The organism is Hydrogenimonas urashimensis (assembly GCF_016593255.1).
Classification (GTDB): domain Bacteria; phylum Campylobacterota; class Campylobacteria; order Campylobacterales; family Hydrogenimonadaceae; genus Hydrogenimonas; species Hydrogenimonas urashimensis.
The window spans coordinates 1832773-1848688 of sequence record NZ_AP023212.1; the positions used below are offsets into that span (position 1 = coordinate 1832773).

A 15916-nucleotide genomic window follows, 5' to 3' on the forward strand; every position below is an offset into this window, starting at 1 on the left:
GAGCAACGACCATATTAAAGCGCCATCTTTCCCGGGTTGAGGATGTTGTTGGGGTCGAAGGCCCGTTTGATGTCGCGAAAAAGGTTCATCTCCTCTTCGGTGTAGGCCAGGTGCATGAAGGGGGCCTTGGAGAGGCCGATGCCGTGTTCGCCGCTGAGTGTGCCGCCCAGGTCGACGGTGATACGGAAGATTTCTTCGATCGCTTCATGGCCGATCTTCAGCTGTTCGGGGTCGTTGCCGTCGACCATGACGTTGGTATGGACGTTGCCGTCGCCCGTGTGGCCGAAACAGGGGATTTTGACTTTGTATTTCAAAGCGACGTCGTTGATGCGCCGAAGCAGTTCGGGCAGCACGGAACGGGGCACGGTGATATCTTCGTTGATCTTTTTGGAGCCGTAGATCGTGATGGACTGGCTGGCGTTGCGCCGGGCGAACCACAAATCGGCCGACTCCGCGTCGTCTTTTGCCTTTCTGAAGTCGCTGCAGCCGTTTTCGAGGAAGACCTTTTCGATTACGTCCATCTGGTAGTCGATCTCCTCGCTCAGATTGCCGTCGACGTCGGTGATGAGAATGGCGCCGGCATCCACCGGAAGCCCTTTGTGGTATTTCTCCTCCACAGCGCGGATGGTGAGGTTGTCCAGAAACTCCATCGCCACCGGGGTCACGCCGCTGGCCATGGTTTTGTAGACCGCCTCCATCGCCTCTTCGACGCTGGGGAAGATGCCCATGGCGGTCTTTTTGAGTTTCGGTTTGGCGATCAGCTTGAGGGTAATTTCGGTGATGACCGCCAACGTCCCTTCGCTGGCGATGAGGATGCCCGCGATGTTGTAGCCCGCCACATCCTTGATGGTCTTTTTCCCGGCGCGGATGATGTCGCCGTTGGGGCGTACGGCGCGGATGGCCATGACGTAATCTTTGGTGATGCCGTATTTGGCCGCCCGCATGCCGCCGGCGTTTTCGCTGACGTTGCCGCCGATGGTGCTGTACTCCTGGCTGGCCGGGTCGGGGGGGTAGAAGAGCCCTTTGGCCTCCACCGCCTTCTGCAGCTCCATGTTGATGACCCCCGGCTGCACCACGGCGACCATGTTGTCCATATCGATTTCCAAAATCTTGTTCATATGCTTTTCCAGAGCCAGGACGATGCCCCCATTAGCCGGCAGCGCGCCGCCGGTGAAGCCGCTGCCCGCACCGCGGGGGACGATGGCGATGCGATGCTCGTTGCAGTAGCGCAAAATGGCGCTGACATCCTCTTCGTGGCGGGGAAAGACCACGGCGTCGGGTTCGTACCGTTCTCTGGTCGCGTCATAGCTGTAGGCGATCATATGAGCTTTGTCGCGATAGAGATTCTCCTCTCCGACAATCTTTTTCAAAGCGTCGATATGGGTCTGCTCAATCATTTTTCACTCTCCATTTTCCGGTAAAAACGGTCGAAATCCCCGATTTTGTACTCCGTCCAGTCATAGAAAGGAGAGGGAATCTCCTCGAAACGGTTGAAAAAGGGCTGCTTGAAATGGTTCGCATCCACCGATGTCACGTGAGCATCGCCCACTTTGACCCAGCTGACGCAGTCGATAAAGTCGGTACCGTCTTTGAACATGAACATGACGATACCCAGATGCATCTTTTCGCAGATTCTTTTGAAATGTTTTTTGGAGGGGAGCGGTGATTTGTCCTTGGCAAGTTCGGCGGCGAAGAGGTCGGGGTGGATGAGGTGCAGTTTTGGGAAACTCTCTTTCGCCTTTTCTAGGGATTTCTGGTTGGGAACGATCGGCAGGGCACGGTCGTAGAGGTAACCCAGAATGACCATGTCGCCGTTTTGCGGTTTTGTCTTGATCGTGGGAAGGTTGGGCTGTCGCAGCCCTCGATAGGGCAGCAGTTTCAGGGTTGCCGAATTTTTGTCGCCGGCGGTGACAATGACCGATGCCAGAATCGCCTTGTGGGTCTGGTCGTAAGCGTGAATGACGATACCGCTTACGCCGACGGGGATGTTGCCGACCGGCACCGTTGCGCTGTCGTCTTTGACATTTTCCAGAGCCGCTGTAACGGTACGGGGCTCTCCTGCGGCCATCAGGGAAAGGGTGCAGGCGAGAAAGAGAAACAAAAGGGTGCGTATCATCGATGAATGTCCTCAATTGACGTAGTATCGGTGATTATACTCAAAGGATCTTTTAAAGCGACTTTAACGCGCCATGGAGTAAAATACAGGCTATTTTAAAAAAAACGGTTATCACAACTAATATGCGAAACACTCTTGTCATCCTTGTTTTTGCCATCACGCTCCTGCACGCTTCCGTCGTTGAGAAAAAAGCATGGCCCCAGGGGGAGAGCTTCCTCCATTTTCTCGACCATCACGGCATGCCCCAGTCGATCTACTGGAATCTGGACAAAGAGGACAAGGAGCTTTGCGAAGAGATCCGTGCGGGCGTCTCCTACTACGTGATGAGCGACGACAACGGATCCGCGATCGAGCAGGTTCTCATTCCGATCAACGAAGAGCTTCAGATCCATCTGGCAAAAGATGGCGAAAGCTACCGGTTCGAACTGATTCCTGTCGCCTATCAGGAGATTACCGATCTGTTTTCTCTCGCGATCGAGCGTTCGCCCTACCAGGATATCATCTCGGCGACCAACAACAGGCCGCTGGCCCACGCCTTCGTCGACGCTTTCAAGAACAGCTTCGATTTCACGAGACTCCGCAAAGGTGACAGACTGGCGGTCGTCTACAAAGAGAAGCTGCGGCTCGGCCGTCCTTTCGGGCTGCCGAAAATCGAAGCGGCGATGATCGAAAAACGGAAAAAACCGTACTACCTTTTTCGTTTCAAAGACCGCTACTACGATGAGAAGGGACGGGAAGTCGAGGGATTTCTCTTCAGGAAGCCCGTCAACCACGTCCGCATCACTTCCCGTTTCACTTTGCGCCGGTGGCATCCGGTGCTGCACCGATACCGGGCCCATCTGGGAGTCGATTTCGGCGGACGAACCGGTACGCCGATTTATGCGGCGGCGGATGGCCGTATCATCTTCGCCGGACGGCTCGGCGGATACGGCAATGTGATCAAAATCCGCCACCGTGACGGCTTCATGACGCTTTATGCCCATATGCACAGGTTTCGGCGCGGAATGCGGCGGGGAAAATATGTCAAAAAGGGGCAGGTGATCGGCTATATCGGTTCAACGGGCATGAGCACCGGTCCGCACCTGCATTTCGGTCTTTACAAAAACGGTCGGCCCATCAATCCGCTCGGCGTGATCAAGGTGACGAAAAAGAGTCTCTACGGCAAAAGACGCAAAGAGTTTCTCAACTACGCGGCGATTATGAAAGAGAAACTGCAAAATGCGGTGGCATCAAACGCGTGCCCGGTGCGTTTGGACGATCTATCACGGTCAAAATACTGCATCGACGAGATCGATATCAACGGAAGTGTCGGCGGATGATCGAAGAGTTCCGCATCGAGCCGCTTGAGACATCACATTTCGTCCGCCCCGCCCTGGTGCGATACCGGCAGAACGGCACAATGAAGAGCTGGGAGATCATCCGCGCCCACGACAGTGTGGCGATTCTGATCTTCGACAAAGAGAAAGAGGCGTTCGTTCTGGTCAGACAGTTCAGGCCCGCCGTCTATCTTCAAAACTCGGATGGATATACATTCGAACTGTGTGCCGGCATCGTGGACAAGGAGAGTTCGCTTCTGCAGATCGCCAAAGAGGAGATCTACGAGGAGTGCGGCTACGATGTCCCTCTGGAGCGGATCGAAAAGATTACGTCGTTTTACACCTCCGTCGGATTCGCCGGGTCAAAACAGACCCTTTACTATGCCGAAGTGGATTCGACGATGAAAGCTCATGCCGGCGGAGGTATCGAAATGGAGGAGATCGAGGTGATCGAACTTCCGGTCGCAAAGGCGCGGGATTTCATGTTCGACGAATCGCTGGTCAAAACGCCGGGCCTGCTTTTCGCTTTCATGTGGTTTTTTTCAACTAAAAGTTAAAAACTAAAAACTAAAAATTGCGGAAAATGGTTTTACTTTTAACGATTCTCAATCAATAAATCGCTTCAACAACCCTTCATAGGCGTCGATGCGCCGGTCTCTTAGAAAAGGCCACCAGCGACGCACCTCTTCGCTTCTTTTCAGGTCGATGTCGCAGTAGAGAATCTCCTCCTTATCGTTGGACGCGGTGGCCAGCATCTCTCCCTGGGGGCCGCAGGCGAAGCTGTTGCCCCAGAACCGGATGCCGTCCAGTGCGCCGCTTGGATCGTTTTCGAACCCGACTCTGTTCACGGCGACCAGCGGGAGTCCGTTGGCCACGGCATGTCCCCGCTGTACCATGACCCAGGCATCCAGCTGGCGGCGCTTCTCCTCTTCGCAATCGCTGTCGAACCAGCCAATGGCGGTGGGATAGAGAAGCAACTGCGCCCCTTTGAGCGCCATGAGCCTAGCCGCTTCGGGGTACCATTGGTCCCAGCAGACCAAAACGCCGAGCCGTCCGACGGAGGTGTCGACGGGTTCGAAACCGAGATCGCCCGGCGTGAAGTAGAATTTTTCATAAAAACCCGGATCGTCGGGAATGTGCATCTTTCTGTATTTTCCCGCAATGGTTCCGTCTTTTTCGAAAACGACGGCCGTGTTGTGGTAGAGGCCGGCTGTGCGTTTTTCGAAGAGTGAAGTGACCAGCACGACGCCGTTTTTTTGTGCTACTCTGCTCCAGAATGCCGTATCTTCCCCAAAGCTTTCGGCCAGATCAAAAAGCGCCGTATCTTCGTGCTGGCAGAAGTAGCGCCCCTGGTGAAGCTCCTGAAGGACAACCAGTTGGGCCCCATGTTTCGCCGCCTCGGCGATCCGGGCCGCCGTCTCTTCCACCATGGCGGATTTGTCTGCGCGCCAGCACTGCTGGATCAGAGCCGTCTTCATCCGAATCCTTTGTGCGAATCTTGGAAAAGTATAGCAAAATTCCCCTTTTTTGCGACGGAACCGGTCGGCTGGAGAGGATCTTTTTTCAATTCAGCATAATCTTATACCGAAAGAGTGATAATGAATCAGAAACCGGTACATTCTGGCATGATCGGTTTGATATGAATTCATAACGACAGCGTTGTGGACCGAAAGGATTGACAATGAAAAAAATGACCGCAGTCTGTTTGTTGTCGGCTGCCACATTCTGCTTTGCAGGTCCTGCGGGAATGTTCGGTGTGAGCTATACATGGGGCGGTTCCATCGGAAACGGGGAGGTGGGGCTGAGTGCCAAAGTGATCTCCGATAACAAGGAAGACAAGGTGATCGCTGCGGCGGGGGTGAGCTACTATCCGTGGGCTCCAGTGAATAAATTCGGGGCGGATGTGAGTGCCGGTTATCTCTTTGACGGGGTGGCTTTGACGGCGGGATGGGATTTCATCCAGAGCGACTGGCAGGTAGCTGCCGGTTATGTCAACACCGTGGATGATGACAATGATCACGAGAATGCTTCGGCGCCGCCGGCAGAAGAACCCGCAGAAGAGGAACCGTCCTCTAAAACGCCTCCGGGCGAAGGAGAAACCTGATCTATTCGGAAAAGTAGTAGGCAGGAATCTGCATCGTGGAGCAGTGAAGGCTTCCTCCCTGCTCGATCAGTTTGAGGCAGTTGATCGGGATGACCTCGCGGTGTGGGTAGAGCGTTTTGAAAAGGGCGATCATCGCCTTGTCCTTCGGATCGTCGTAGGTGGGCAGAAGCAGAGCGTGATTGGTGACGAGAAAATTGGCATAGGTGGCGGGCAGACGGTTTCCGTCGCGGTCGTGTTTGGGTGAGGGAAGAGGGAGGGGAACGAGGTGGTAGGGTTTGCCTTTGAGGGTCCGAAACTCCCTGAGCTGCGCTTCCATCATCTTCAGATTTTCGTAATGCGGGTCTGCGGGATCGTCGCAGGTGACGTAGGCGATGGTCTCTTCGTCGATAAAACGGGCAAGGGTGTCGATGTGGGCATCGGTGTCGTCTCCCAGGAGCTCTCCGTGATCGAGCCACAGAACCCGTTGGAGGCAGAGCTTCTTAGTCAGAAACGATTCGATCTTCTGCCGATCCATACCCGGATTGCGGTTGGGGTTGAGCAGGCACCGGGAGGTTGTAAGCAGTGTTCCTTTGCCGTCGCATTCGATCGAGCCCCCCTCCAGAACGAAATCGACCTTTTCGTAATCCCCGTAGAGATATCCCCGTTCAACCAGCGTACGGGTGACGGCATTGTCCAGCGTACTTTCGAACTTGTTGCCCCACCCGTTGAAAGTGAAATCGAGAAATTTCCGTATGCCGTTCTCGTAGAGGGTAATGGGGCCGTAGTCGCGTGTCCAGGTGTCATTGGTCTCGATCTCGATGAATGTGATGTTCCTGGTGTCGCAGAAATAGTGTCCGGCTGCTTTCGCATCACGGCAGAGAAGAAGGACCGGTTCGCTGTAGGCGATGGCACTGGCGATGCGGATAAAAGGGGTCAGGGCACTTTTTAGATCCCCGGCCCAGTCGGTTCCCTCGTGGGGAAGGGCCATCAGGACCGCATCCTGCTTTTGCCACTCAGTCGGGAAGATGCACATGGTCGTCTTCGTCGTGCTTGATTACTTTGATGCTTTTGATGACCCAGTAGATGACGAAAACGGCCGTGGCGGTCATCCCGGCGATTTTGACGGCGGCCACGATCGGGTGGGCCTGGGCACCGCTTTGGGGTACGAACACCGGTTCTGCGGCCGCCCAGGATATCAAGAGAGAAAAAACCATGGCAAAACGTGACATTTTTAATCCTTAATGCGCTAAAATCTGTTCATGTCCTATATCGAAATTTCACGTAAAAATTTTCTTTACAATATTAGCCAAATCGCCCGAAAAACTCAATCGGTCGAAAAGATCGCGCTGGTGCTCAAGGACAACGCCTACGGCCACGATCTGGGTATCATGGCAGAGTTGGCGAAAGAGGCCGGAATCCGCCACGCCGTGGTCAGGACGATGGCGGAAGCCTTCGCAATACAGGAGCGCTTCGAGAGCGTCCTGGTGCTCGCCGATATCCCCAATGAGAGACCCGAGGAGAGGATCCATATCGCCGTCAACGACCGAAGGGACCTGGAGAGGATTCCGGCGGGAACGCGGGTGGAACTGAAAGTCGACACTGGCATGCACCGCAACGGCATCGGGGCCAAGGAGCTTTTCGAGACACTCGAACGAATCGAAAAGAGGGGCCTTTCTCTCGCGGGCATTATGACCCATTACCGAAGTGCAGACGAGATGGGAAGCGATTTTTTCTGGCAGAAAAAACGTTTTGAGCAAATCAGAAACGCTGCGGTCCAAGCCGGCGTGAAAAAGATCCGCTGGCACAGTTGCAATTCGGCGGCGCTCTTTCGCTCCGCATCGTTCGATGAGGATATCGCCCGTGTGGGCATCGCCGCCTATGGCTGCCTCGCGATGCCGGTGCCTTTTAGGATACCCCCGCTCAAACCTGTCATGTCGCTCTGGGCGGAGCGCGTCGCCGTCCGCCGTCTCAATCGTGGTGAAAGGGTCGGTTATGGCGGGGAGGGGAGACTTTTGCAAGAGGGGCTGCTTTCGACTTACGACATAGGATACGGAGACGGATGGCTCAGGGGGGATGCCTCGAACCCCTATCGGCTGCCCGACGGCCGCTGCGTCGTCGGAAGGGTTTCGATGGATCTTGTCAGTCTCGAGGGCGACGATTCGGCTGTCTGTCTTTTCAACGATGCCAACGAGGCGGGCCGGCAGTTCGGAACCATCGGATACGACATTCTCGTCAAGCTCAACCCCCGGATTCCCCGTATCGTGGTATGACGGCGCTTTTTCTGCTTTTTCTTTTCGCGCTTTTTCTTGTGCTCTATCCTTTTTATGTCGTCTCGAAGCAGATATCAGGCTACAGGGAACCGATCGAGAAAACTCCCGCCCAATGGGGTGCCTCTTTTGAAAATATCGACTTCGTGACCGACGACGGTCTGGTTTTGAAAGGTTGGTGGATACCGGGCAAAGGTCGGAAGGCTGTCATGCTTCTGCACGGCAAATCGGGGAGCCGCAATGGATACCACAGCGGCATCTTCGACCTTGGACAATGGTATCACAGCCGGGGATACCACGTGATGATGGCCGATATGCGTGCCCATGGAGAGAGTGGGGGAAAATACGTCTATTTCGGTGTCAGGGAGTCTTGCGACATGCTCGGATGGCTGCGAAAGATCGATCCTTTGGGAGAATACCGGTGGGTGTTGCACGGCTTTTCCCTGGGGGCCGTGACAGCGATGATGATGCTAGAACGCGAACCCGCACTTTTTGGGAAGGTCGTGGCCGATGCACCGTGGATCGATTTCGAGATGCTCGTAAAGAGCGAACTCAAAAAGCGCGCTCATCTGCCCCCTTTCACCTACCCCTATGTGGCGTGGATCGCGCAGAATTTTTTTGGACAGGATTTCAGGGCCGCGGACAACAGGGGGCGTTGCCGCAGGCTGTGCGGCCGGCCGATTCTCTATATCCGCGAAGAGGAGGATGCGCTGCTTCCGCCGTGGCACTGGAGGCTGCTGGAGAGGGCGTGTCCGCAAGCGAAAGTGGCGCTTTTTGAAGGGGTGGGGCATGTGGAGGCTTTCACGGAGTGTCCCCGGCGCTATACGAAACTTCTAGAAGCGGAAGGTCTGTGACGTCAGCGGTTTGAATCCCGTCACTTTTTTTTCGGTGATGCCGAGCTTTTTTGCCGCCTTGGGGTTGACGATGTACAAACCGAGAGTCACCTTCACTTCATCCCCTTTTTTTACCCGAATGCCCGTGTCGAACGTTTTTGTCGAGGAGGCATCGATGCCCTTGCTCTTGAGCACGGTGTCGGCGATCCACGGCATCGCCGGTTTTCCCTCTTTTCCAAGCACCGTGTAGAAGTTGATCGGTTTGGGTCTGATAATCTTTCCGTCGCGACGGATCGTGACGCGCAACTGTCCCAGCCTGAGCGGATGGGTGAAAAGTTTGTGGATGGAGTGGTTGACGACCGTCACGTTCAGATGACTACGCTTTGCGGATGCTTTGAGCGTCACGGCTTTTTTCAGAAGATTCAGGTGATGATGGGGGCCTGCGAATCCATGGTAGGTATGGGTTTTGCTCTTTTGGATCGTCGAATACGAACCCGGGACTTGAGGCATATGGCAGGCGATGCAGTTGTGTTTTTTCGGATCGTTTTCCCTGATGTTCATCGAACAGATGGTAAAACCGTGACTGTTTTGTTTGTGGTCGTGGCATCCGAGGCAGATATGGCCCGTAGAGAAGAGTCTGTTGCCGTAGTCGATCGTGTGAAACGGTGAGCCGGCGGTCGTTCTGCTCAGTCCGAAAAACGAACTCGTTTCATGAAACTTGACCCGTTTTTCGATGGTTTTCCCCTCTTTGGCGGCATAAAAGTACTTTGGTGTCGGGTTGATGATGTTGCGATTCTGTTTGGCGTGGGTTTGGACAGAGCGTATACGGTGGCAGTAGGCGCAACCGATGGGCTCCTCTTTTTGGATGAGACTGCCGGAAGGCATCGCGGATTCGCCTTTTTCAAGCGCTTCGATAACTTTCGTGTCGGAAGGGGTGTGGCAGACGGCGCAGTTGTATCTCTTTTTGGCTTTTAAGGGGTGTTTTTCCCAGATCTTCCGGTGAATGGGATCGTTGGCGACAGAAGCGTTGCGGTGCATCGATTCGCTGTACTCTTTGTAGATGAGAGGGTGGCATTTTGCACAGACTTTCGATGCGACGAACGTTTGATTCGCCCAGGCGGCGCAGGTGAGAAAAAGGGCGAGAAAAAGGGGGCGGATCATGGTGCTGTCCTCGTTTTTTGGATGAATTCTATCCGATTACGCTTTCATCTTTCTTTGATCGACATCAAACACCGACACCGCGCAAATCAAGAATGCCGTTCATCCTCTCGGCATTCGGAGTTTTTTGTCAATCGGTCTGGTCTTTCAACCTGAAAGAGGTCGTGAAAGCGATTAGAAGCGTAAGTGCGGTGACGCCGTAGAGGAGGGTGTAGCCGCCGAAATGGAGCAAAAATCCGCCGAGAATCGAGAAAAACATCCCGAGGGAGACGATATTCATCTGCACCGCCACATAGAGGGGTCGTTTCGCTTCGGGAGCGAGAATGAGGATAAGGTTGGAACTGGCGATACGGCTACCGTCTCCGGCGGCGCCGAAGAGGAAGAAAATAATCCCGTATGCGATGAGCGTATCGGCGAAAAAAGCCAGTCCCACGGCAACAAGTTTGAGAAAGATGCTGAACGTCGCGATGAAGCGGTAGCGTCCGAGACTTCCCAGTCTGCCCCACAGCACGTTGCTGATCATGGCGCCGACCATCTGGACGGTGATGAGAATACCCACCTCTTTGCCACCCAGATGAATGGTCTCCTTGGCGTCGAGAATGACAAAAGGCATGGCGATGAGGTACCCGTAGGCGAGCAGAAAGGTCACTATCTGCACCTGAAGCTGCCTATCCACTTTCACAAGCGAAAACGCATGGCGCAGAAAGCCCGTGAACGACTCTATTTTCGTCTCGAAACGGGTTTTGACCGGTTCGTCGACGGTGGCGAAAGCGAGGAGACCTATCCCCATCAAAAGGGCGCTGAGAATGAAGAGGTAGCCGAAATCGTAGGGGGCTTCGAACCGCTCCAGAACCCACGCCGCCACGGCGCCGCTGATAAGGGCTCCCAGGCCCGAGAAGAACTGCCGCCACGCCATCGTCTTGCCGCGGAACCGGTGGGAAAAGATCTTGGCGACGATCTCTCTGAAATAGATCGCGCCGAAACCGGCGCTGAAGGAGAAGAGAAAGAGTCCGATGCCGATGCACCAAAGCGTCAGGGTCGGATGGCTCTTTCCGAAAAGAAGGATCGCTACGCCGATCATGAACCACGAAAGGAAACGGAAAGCGAAGACACGCCGCAGGTAGGGAAGCATGCGGGCGTAGTGCTGGGCTTTGTAGGCGGCGAAAAGCTGCATGAGCACCGCTCCCCCGCGCAGCAGACCGCTGAAGAAGCCGATCAGTACGGAGGAGCCCCCGAAATAGTTGATCATCAGCGGCAGAATGGTGGCGGGTTCGGCGATGGTGGTGCCGACGGAGAGAAAGAAGCCGTGGAGAATGTTTTTGATATGGTTGGAAAATTTATCCATGGCGGCTCGCTGAGATGGGCAATGTGGGGAAGAAACGAATGTCAAAGGCGCCAAGGGAACGGGAGCTAACGATCATTGAGCATCTCCCATCCCTCTTCGATTGTTTGGGCCACTCCTTTGCAAAACAGCCAGAGTCCCGCATTGAGTTTCGCGATATCCATCAGTGTATCCGAGGGAGAAGCGAGGTGCGAGAGGCTTTCGCTTTTTGTTATCGGATCGAAGGATTTTGTGTAGTCGATGCCGAAACGCTTCGGGTCGACGATTCGCTCTTCGCATCTATCTCCTTCGCAGACCCAGACGCGGCATTTGCCGAAAATTTCGGGTGTCCCCTCATTCCCTTTGGCGATGACAAGCCGTCTGTAGCGGTGAGCGAACACCTCCCGGTACTTTTTGACGTAGGGTTTGTGAAAAACGCCGATCAGTGCCGTATCGCAGCCGCCGGCATCGGGCAGCCGCTCCAGAGTGTTAAGACCGGTCCGAAGCCCCAGCTTTTGGCGAATGGGCGAGAGATCGGCCAGGGGTTTGCAGTAGTTTTTTTGGTCGAAATATCTGATGTTTTCGGGCAGTGGCACACTTTCGCAAACCTCCCGAACGGTCAACCCTTTTTTGGAGGGCTGCAGGGCGCCGCCGTTGACGATCACCCGGATACCGAAGGGCGCGACCATCGGTGCGGCGAGGGTGAAAATATAGGGGTTGTCCGCCTTCCCGTCGAAAGGGTAACCCAGTTCGATGCCGTTATCTACGGGTTTTCTTACGCAATTTTCATCCAGTACATCCAGCGCGGCCCGAAACTCTGTGGCCGTTTCGGGCTTGAGGCGCCATCCCAGCAGAAAGGCGGCGCACTGTTCGGGCGATGCACGGCCGTCGAGCATCTGCTCCATCGCGTCGCGCATCTCTTCGTATGTCAGATCGCGGTTGTGTTTGGCGCCCGTTCCGACGCATTTGATATATCGGATAAACGCGTCGGACATTACTGCCGCGTCATTTCCCGGCGGATCTCTTCGAGGCGCTCAATCCGTTGTTCTGTGGTCGGGTGGGTTCTAAAGAGGTTGGCGAAACTGATATCCTTGCCCGTGAAGGGGTTGACGATGAACATATGGGCCGTTTCGGGTGTCGCTTCGGGCAACATGCCCTGCCTGTTATAGTTTTCAAGCTTGATTAGAGCGCTTGCCAGCCATTCGGGATGGCCCGTGAGCCGGGCGGCGCCCGCGTCGGCTTCGAACTCCCGGCTGCGGCTCACCGCCATCTGGATGATTCCCGCTGCGATCGGCAGAATGATCGACATGACCAGCATCAGAATCGGGTTGGGGCTCTCTTCGTCCCGTCCACCGAAAAATGCGCCAAACTGCATGATGTTGGCGATTGTGGCGATGGCACCGGCAATCGTCGCGGCGACCGTGCCGATCAGGATGTCGTAGTGTCGCACGTGGCTCAGTTCGTGGGCCAGTACCGCTTCGATCTCCTCTTCATTGAGCAGGTCCAAGAGACCTTCGGTCACCGCGACCGCCGCATGTTTCGGATTGCGGCCTGTCGCGAAGGCGTTGGGAACCCTTTCGGGAATGATGTAGACTTTCGGCATCGGCAATCCCGCCTTCTGTGTCAGTCTGCGGACGATGGCGATCAGGCCTGGGGCGCTCCGCTCGTCCACTTCGACGGCATGGTAGTGGGCCAGTACCATCCTGTCGGAGAAGTAGTAGGCGTAGAAGTTCATCGCGCCGGCGAAAAGCAGGGCGATGAGCATGCCGGTGGTTCCTCCGAACATGCCGCCGATCCAGACCATCAGTAGGGTCATCAGCGTCAGAAGTACAACCGTTTTTACCGCTTCCATCTCTTTCGATCCTTTTTTAAATATAAAGTTATAATTGAGTCGTATGGGCTAAATAATACTATATGAGATTATTCAATGTCAAGAGGCCGGAAGCTCAATGGCCCCCTGAAAGATGACACCGTCGATTCCATCCCTCGCCGCCGATTCCATCTCCTTCTCCTCCGATACCGGCAGAAGGATTTTGGCATCGAAGAGATAGGTTTCGGCGGTTTTTTGTATCTGCGGCGCGAGGGAAGCATCCGCCAGAATGTACTTTGCATGCAGTGCGTTGGCCAAAAGAGCCTCGGTGAGCGATGCGGCCATCACGGCATAGGGAATCTCGTTTTCGAAGCAGTGCTTCGCAACTTCTTTCGTTTCGGCGTAGGGACCGAGCCAGAGTGTGGCGTTTGCCGGTGTCATGGCGATCTCTTCGATCGATTCGATATAGTAGAGCGGTTCATAGGGAATGTCGGGATGGCCGAGAATGATCATCTATCTGACTCCTGCGCATGTTTTCGAACAGTAATACTTTCCGTCGACAATGATCGCTTCGTGGCTGCTGACGAATGTACCGCACTTTTCGCACTCGACCATGATCTCTTCGTCGCGCTTGGGTTTGCGTTTTTCCGCGGCGCGGGTTTGACGATGCTGTGTCACTTTCGGTTTCTTGATCAGGAAGAAGTAGACGGCGGAGATGACAGCGAGGGTGAGTACGATTTTCAGCATTTGTAGGCATCCTTTATCCACAGGTAGTTGCGTTTGTCGCGGGTGATCAGTTCGTAGTCGCATCGGGCGAGCTCCGTCACTTCACCGAAGACATGTTCGCCCTTGTAGAAGAGCAGTTGGGTCTTTTCCCCGATGAAGGGTCTGCACCATGCAATCAGCGTCGAGGTCTCCGTCACGGCACGGGAAGTGATCAGATCGCAAAAAAAAGGGGGCAGATCCTCGATGCGCCTGGCCTCGACCGTGACATTTTCCAGCCCCAGCTCCCTGGCGATGAAACCCAGAAAAGAGGCGCGTTTTGCGAGGGGTTCACAAAGGGTGCAGGCTGTATCGGGCATGACGATGGCCAGGACCATGCCGGGGAAACCGGCACCCGTGCCGATATCCAGCAGCGTTTCGGGGGAAGGGAGAAAAAGGATGGGGTAGAGGGAATCGAAGATCTGCTCTTCGATCGCTTCGAGGGTCCTGGCGCCCGTGAGATTGTGGATGCGGTTCCACTTCATCAGGTGTTTGGCAAAGGCTTCGAGCCGTTCGATCGTTTCGGAGGAGAGTTCGATTCCTTCCCTTTCGATGCGGTGTTTCAGGCTCACAGCATATGCCCCATTTTCTCTTTTTTCGTCTGCAGATACTCTTCATTGTGGGGATTGGCCTCCACGATGATCGGCAGACGTTCGACGATTTCGATCCCTTCGAGGCTTTCGATCTTTCGGGGGTTGTTCGTCAGAAGTCTTATTTTTTTGATGGCAAAGTGCCCCAGGATCGTTTCGACCATTTCGTAGGTGCGTTCGTCGGCGCTGAAGCCAAGCTGGTGGTTGGCGGCGACGGTGTCCAACCCCCTGTCCTGCAGCGCGTAGGCGTTGACCTTGTTGAACAGTCCGATGTTTCGTCCCTCCTGTCGCAGGTAGATCACCATGCCCCCCTGGCTCTGAATGAAATGAAGGGCGAATGCCAGCTGTTCTCCGCAGTCGCATTTGAGACTCCCGAGCGCATCGCCGGTAAGGCACTCCGAATGAACCCGCACGACCGGTGTCTTGGGAAGGGGATCGGTAAAAATGGCGAGGTGCTCTTTGAAGCAGCCGTTTGCCAGAATCTCTTTGAATGCCTGGATTTTGAACGTTCCGAAACGGGTCGGGAGATTGGCGACTTCGGAGATTTCAGTGTTCATTCGTTCTTTTTCCTAATGTTTTGGTAAAATAGGCGTTTTCATAAGCTCATCGCGCCCTGCAGGATGAGTTGAATCAGCGCGATTATACCATATAAAGGTTCTGTCATGTTCGCACGTTTCCGACGCAAACGACTCCATCCCGTCCTCCGTGATCTCGTCCGTGAGACGGTTCTGACACCGGACGATTTTATCTACCCTCTCTTCATTCGAAGCGGCGAGGTAATCAGAAACGAAGTGGCTTCGATGCCGGGGGTCTACCAGATGAGCATCGATTCGGCGATCGCGGAGTGCGAAACGCTCAAGTCCCTTGGCATCCGAAGTGTCATCCTTTTCGGAATACCGGATATCAAGGACTCGGTGGGCAGCGATGCCCTCTGCGAGCACGGGATCATCGCCACCGCGCTGCGAGCGCTGAAATCGGCCCATCCGGACATGCTTTTTATAACAGACCTCTGCTTTTGTGAATATACCGATCACGGCCACTGCGGTGTGCTCAACCCCGAGCTCGAAACGGTCGATAATGACGTCACGCTTCAAAACCTTGCCCGTCAGGCGATAATCCACGCCAAGGCGGGGGCCGACATGATCGCGCCAAGCGGCATGATGGACGGGATGATCACGGCCATCCGCGAAGGGCTCGACAGTGCCGGGTTCACCCATACACCGATCATGAGCTATTCAACGAAGTTCGCCAGCGCCTACTACGGGCCTTTCCGCGATGTGGCGGAGAGCGCCCCGAGTTTCGGCGACAGGCGAAGCTACCAGATGGACCCGGCCAACCGCAGGGAGGCGATCCTCGAGAGTCTCGAGGATGAGCGGGAGGGGGCCGACATTCTGATGGTCAAACCCGCACTTGCCTACATGGACATTATCCGCGACATCCGCGAAGCCAGCGACCTGCCGCTGGCGGTCTACAATGTCAGCGGCGAGTACAGCATGCTCAAGATGGCGGCCAAGGCGGGCGTCATCGACTACGAACGGGTCATGATGGAGACGCTTCTTGGATTCAAGCGCGCCGGTGCGGACATCATCATCACCTATCATGCGAAAGAGGCGGCAGCACTGCTGGATTAAAAGAAGGCGGACACTCTATAAACCAGGAC

Annotated in this window: 19 protein-coding genes; 6 read left to right on the forward strand and 13 right to left on the reverse strand. The window is 55.0% G+C overall.

Features of this window, described 5'->3' with window-relative positions; all coding sequences use genetic code 11:
- Positions 1-14 precede the first annotated feature (14 nt).
- Both glcD and JMG82_RS09435 read right to left on the reverse strand, forming a co-directional pair.
- Positions 15-1397 carry a glycolate oxidase subunit GlcD gene (gene glcD / locus JMG82_RS09430; protein WP_201352495.1) on the reverse strand — a complete coding sequence of 461 codons (1383 nt, stop codon included), beginning with the start codon at positions 1395-1397 and terminating at the stop codon, positions 15-17.
- A complete protein-coding gene (locus tag JMG82_RS09435) occupies positions 1394-2116 on the reverse strand; it encodes a plasminogen-binding N-terminal domain-containing protein (RefSeq protein WP_201352496.1) in 723 nt (240 codons plus the stop codon). The genes glcD and JMG82_RS09435 overlap by 4 nt, the downstream gene beginning before the upstream one ends.
- A 122-nt stretch (positions 2117-2238) precedes the next feature.
- Here JMG82_RS09435 and JMG82_RS09440 point away from each other — a divergent pair, with 122 nt between their 5' ends.
- On the forward strand, positions 2239-3435 hold the full coding sequence (locus JMG82_RS09440) for a peptidoglycan DD-metalloendopeptidase family protein (RefSeq protein ID WP_201352497.1): 1197 nt from the start codon (positions 2239-2241) through the stop codon (positions 3433-3435).
- The gene (locus JMG82_RS09445) at positions 3432-3989 is read left to right on the forward strand and encodes an NUDIX domain-containing protein (protein WP_201352498.1); all 558 of its coding nucleotides are present in this window, start codon (positions 3432-3434) and stop codon (positions 3987-3989) included. The genes JMG82_RS09440 and JMG82_RS09445 overlap by 4 nt, the downstream gene beginning before the upstream one ends.
- A 48-nt stretch (positions 3990-4037) precedes the next feature.
- On the opposite strand, the gene JMG82_RS09450 is transcribed toward JMG82_RS09445, so the two are convergent.
- A complete protein-coding gene (locus tag JMG82_RS09450; protein ID WP_201352499.1) occupies positions 4038-4910 on the reverse strand; it encodes a carbon-nitrogen hydrolase in 873 nt (290 codons plus the stop codon).
- Between the two features lie 203 nt (positions 4911-5113).
- Between JMG82_RS09450 and JMG82_RS09455 the strand changes: the two genes are divergently transcribed.
- A complete protein-coding gene (locus JMG82_RS09455) occupies positions 5114-5536 on the forward strand; it encodes a hypothetical protein (protein WP_201352500.1) in 423 nt (140 codons plus the stop codon).
- 1 nt (position 5537) lies between these two features.
- On the opposite strand, the gene JMG82_RS09460 is transcribed toward JMG82_RS09455, so the two are convergent.
- Together JMG82_RS09460 and JMG82_RS09465 are read right to left on the reverse strand one after the other, a co-directional pair.
- Entirely contained in the window at positions 5538-6548 is a 1011-nt protein-coding gene (locus JMG82_RS09460; RefSeq protein WP_201352501.1) for an agmatine deiminase family protein, read from the reverse strand.
- Positions 6529-6744 (reverse strand): hypothetical protein, encoded by a 216-nt coding sequence (locus JMG82_RS09465; RefSeq protein WP_201352502.1) that lies wholly within the window; start codon positions 6742-6744, stop codon positions 6529-6531. Before JMG82_RS09465 ends, JMG82_RS09460 begins: the two co-directional genes overlap by 20 nt.
- A 30-nt stretch (positions 6745-6774) precedes the next feature.
- Here JMG82_RS09465 and JMG82_RS09470 point away from each other — a divergent pair, with 30 nt between their 5' ends.
- Entirely contained in the window at positions 6775-7785 is a 1011-nt protein-coding gene (locus tag JMG82_RS09470) for an alanine racemase (protein ID WP_201352503.1), read from the forward strand.
- Positions 7782-8636: an alpha/beta hydrolase gene (locus tag JMG82_RS09475; RefSeq protein WP_201352504.1), complete on the forward strand. Its 855-nt coding sequence runs from the start codon at positions 7782-7784 to the stop codon at positions 8634-8636. The genes JMG82_RS09470 and JMG82_RS09475 overlap by 4 nt, the downstream gene beginning before the upstream one ends.
- On the opposite strand, the gene JMG82_RS09480 is transcribed toward JMG82_RS09475, so the two are convergent.
- The 8 genes from JMG82_RS09480 to ribA form a co-directional block, all read right to left on the reverse strand.
- Positions 8616-9776 carry a multiheme c-type cytochrome gene (locus JMG82_RS09480; protein WP_201352505.1) on the reverse strand — a complete coding sequence of 387 codons (1161 nt, stop codon included), beginning with the start codon at positions 9774-9776 and terminating at the stop codon, positions 8616-8618. The two genes, JMG82_RS09475 and JMG82_RS09480, sit on opposite strands and share 21 nt — an antisense overlap.
- Positions 9777-9903: 127 nt before the next feature.
- Positions 9904-11118: an MFS transporter gene (locus JMG82_RS09485; protein ID WP_201352506.1), complete on the reverse strand. Its 1215-nt coding sequence runs from the start codon at positions 11116-11118 to the stop codon at positions 9904-9906.
- 65 nt (positions 11119-11183) lie between these two features.
- Positions 11184-12089, reverse strand: coding sequence for an anthranilate phosphoribosyltransferase (locus JMG82_RS09490; RefSeq protein ID WP_201352507.1), 906 nt, complete (start codon positions 12087-12089; stop codon positions 11184-11186).
- Positions 12089-12946 carry a zinc metalloprotease HtpX gene (htpX, locus tag JMG82_RS09495; RefSeq protein ID WP_201352508.1) on the reverse strand — a complete coding sequence of 286 codons (858 nt, stop codon included), beginning with the start codon at positions 12944-12946 and terminating at the stop codon, positions 12089-12091. The genes JMG82_RS09490 and htpX overlap by 1 nt, the downstream gene beginning before the upstream one ends.
- A gap of 78 nt (positions 12947-13024) precedes the next feature.
- On the reverse strand, positions 13025-13417 hold the full coding sequence (locus JMG82_RS09500; RefSeq protein ID WP_201352509.1) for a hypothetical protein: 393 nt from the start codon (positions 13415-13417) through the stop codon (positions 13025-13027).
- On the reverse strand, positions 13418-13651 hold the full coding sequence (locus JMG82_RS09505; RefSeq protein ID WP_201352510.1) for a PP0621 family protein: 234 nt from the start codon (positions 13649-13651) through the stop codon (positions 13418-13420). It lies immediately after the preceding gene.
- The gene (gene rsmG, locus JMG82_RS09510; RefSeq protein ID WP_201352511.1) at positions 13645-14238 is read right to left on the reverse strand and encodes a 16S rRNA (guanine(527)-N(7))-methyltransferase RsmG; all 594 of its coding nucleotides are present in this window, start codon (positions 14236-14238) and stop codon (positions 13645-13647) included. The genes JMG82_RS09505 and rsmG overlap by 7 nt, the downstream gene beginning before the upstream one ends.
- Positions 14235-14813: a GTP cyclohydrolase II gene (ribA, locus tag JMG82_RS09515; RefSeq protein WP_201352512.1), complete on the reverse strand. Its 579-nt coding sequence runs from the start codon at positions 14811-14813 to the stop codon at positions 14235-14237. Before ribA ends, rsmG begins: the two co-directional genes overlap by 4 nt.
- 105 nt (positions 14814-14918) lie before the next feature.
- Between ribA and hemB the strand changes: the two genes are divergently transcribed.
- Positions 14919-15887, forward strand: coding sequence for a porphobilinogen synthase (hemB, locus tag JMG82_RS09520; RefSeq protein ID WP_201352513.1), 969 nt, complete (start codon positions 14919-14921; stop codon positions 15885-15887).
- The last annotated feature ends 29 nt before the right edge of the window (positions 15888-15916 follow it).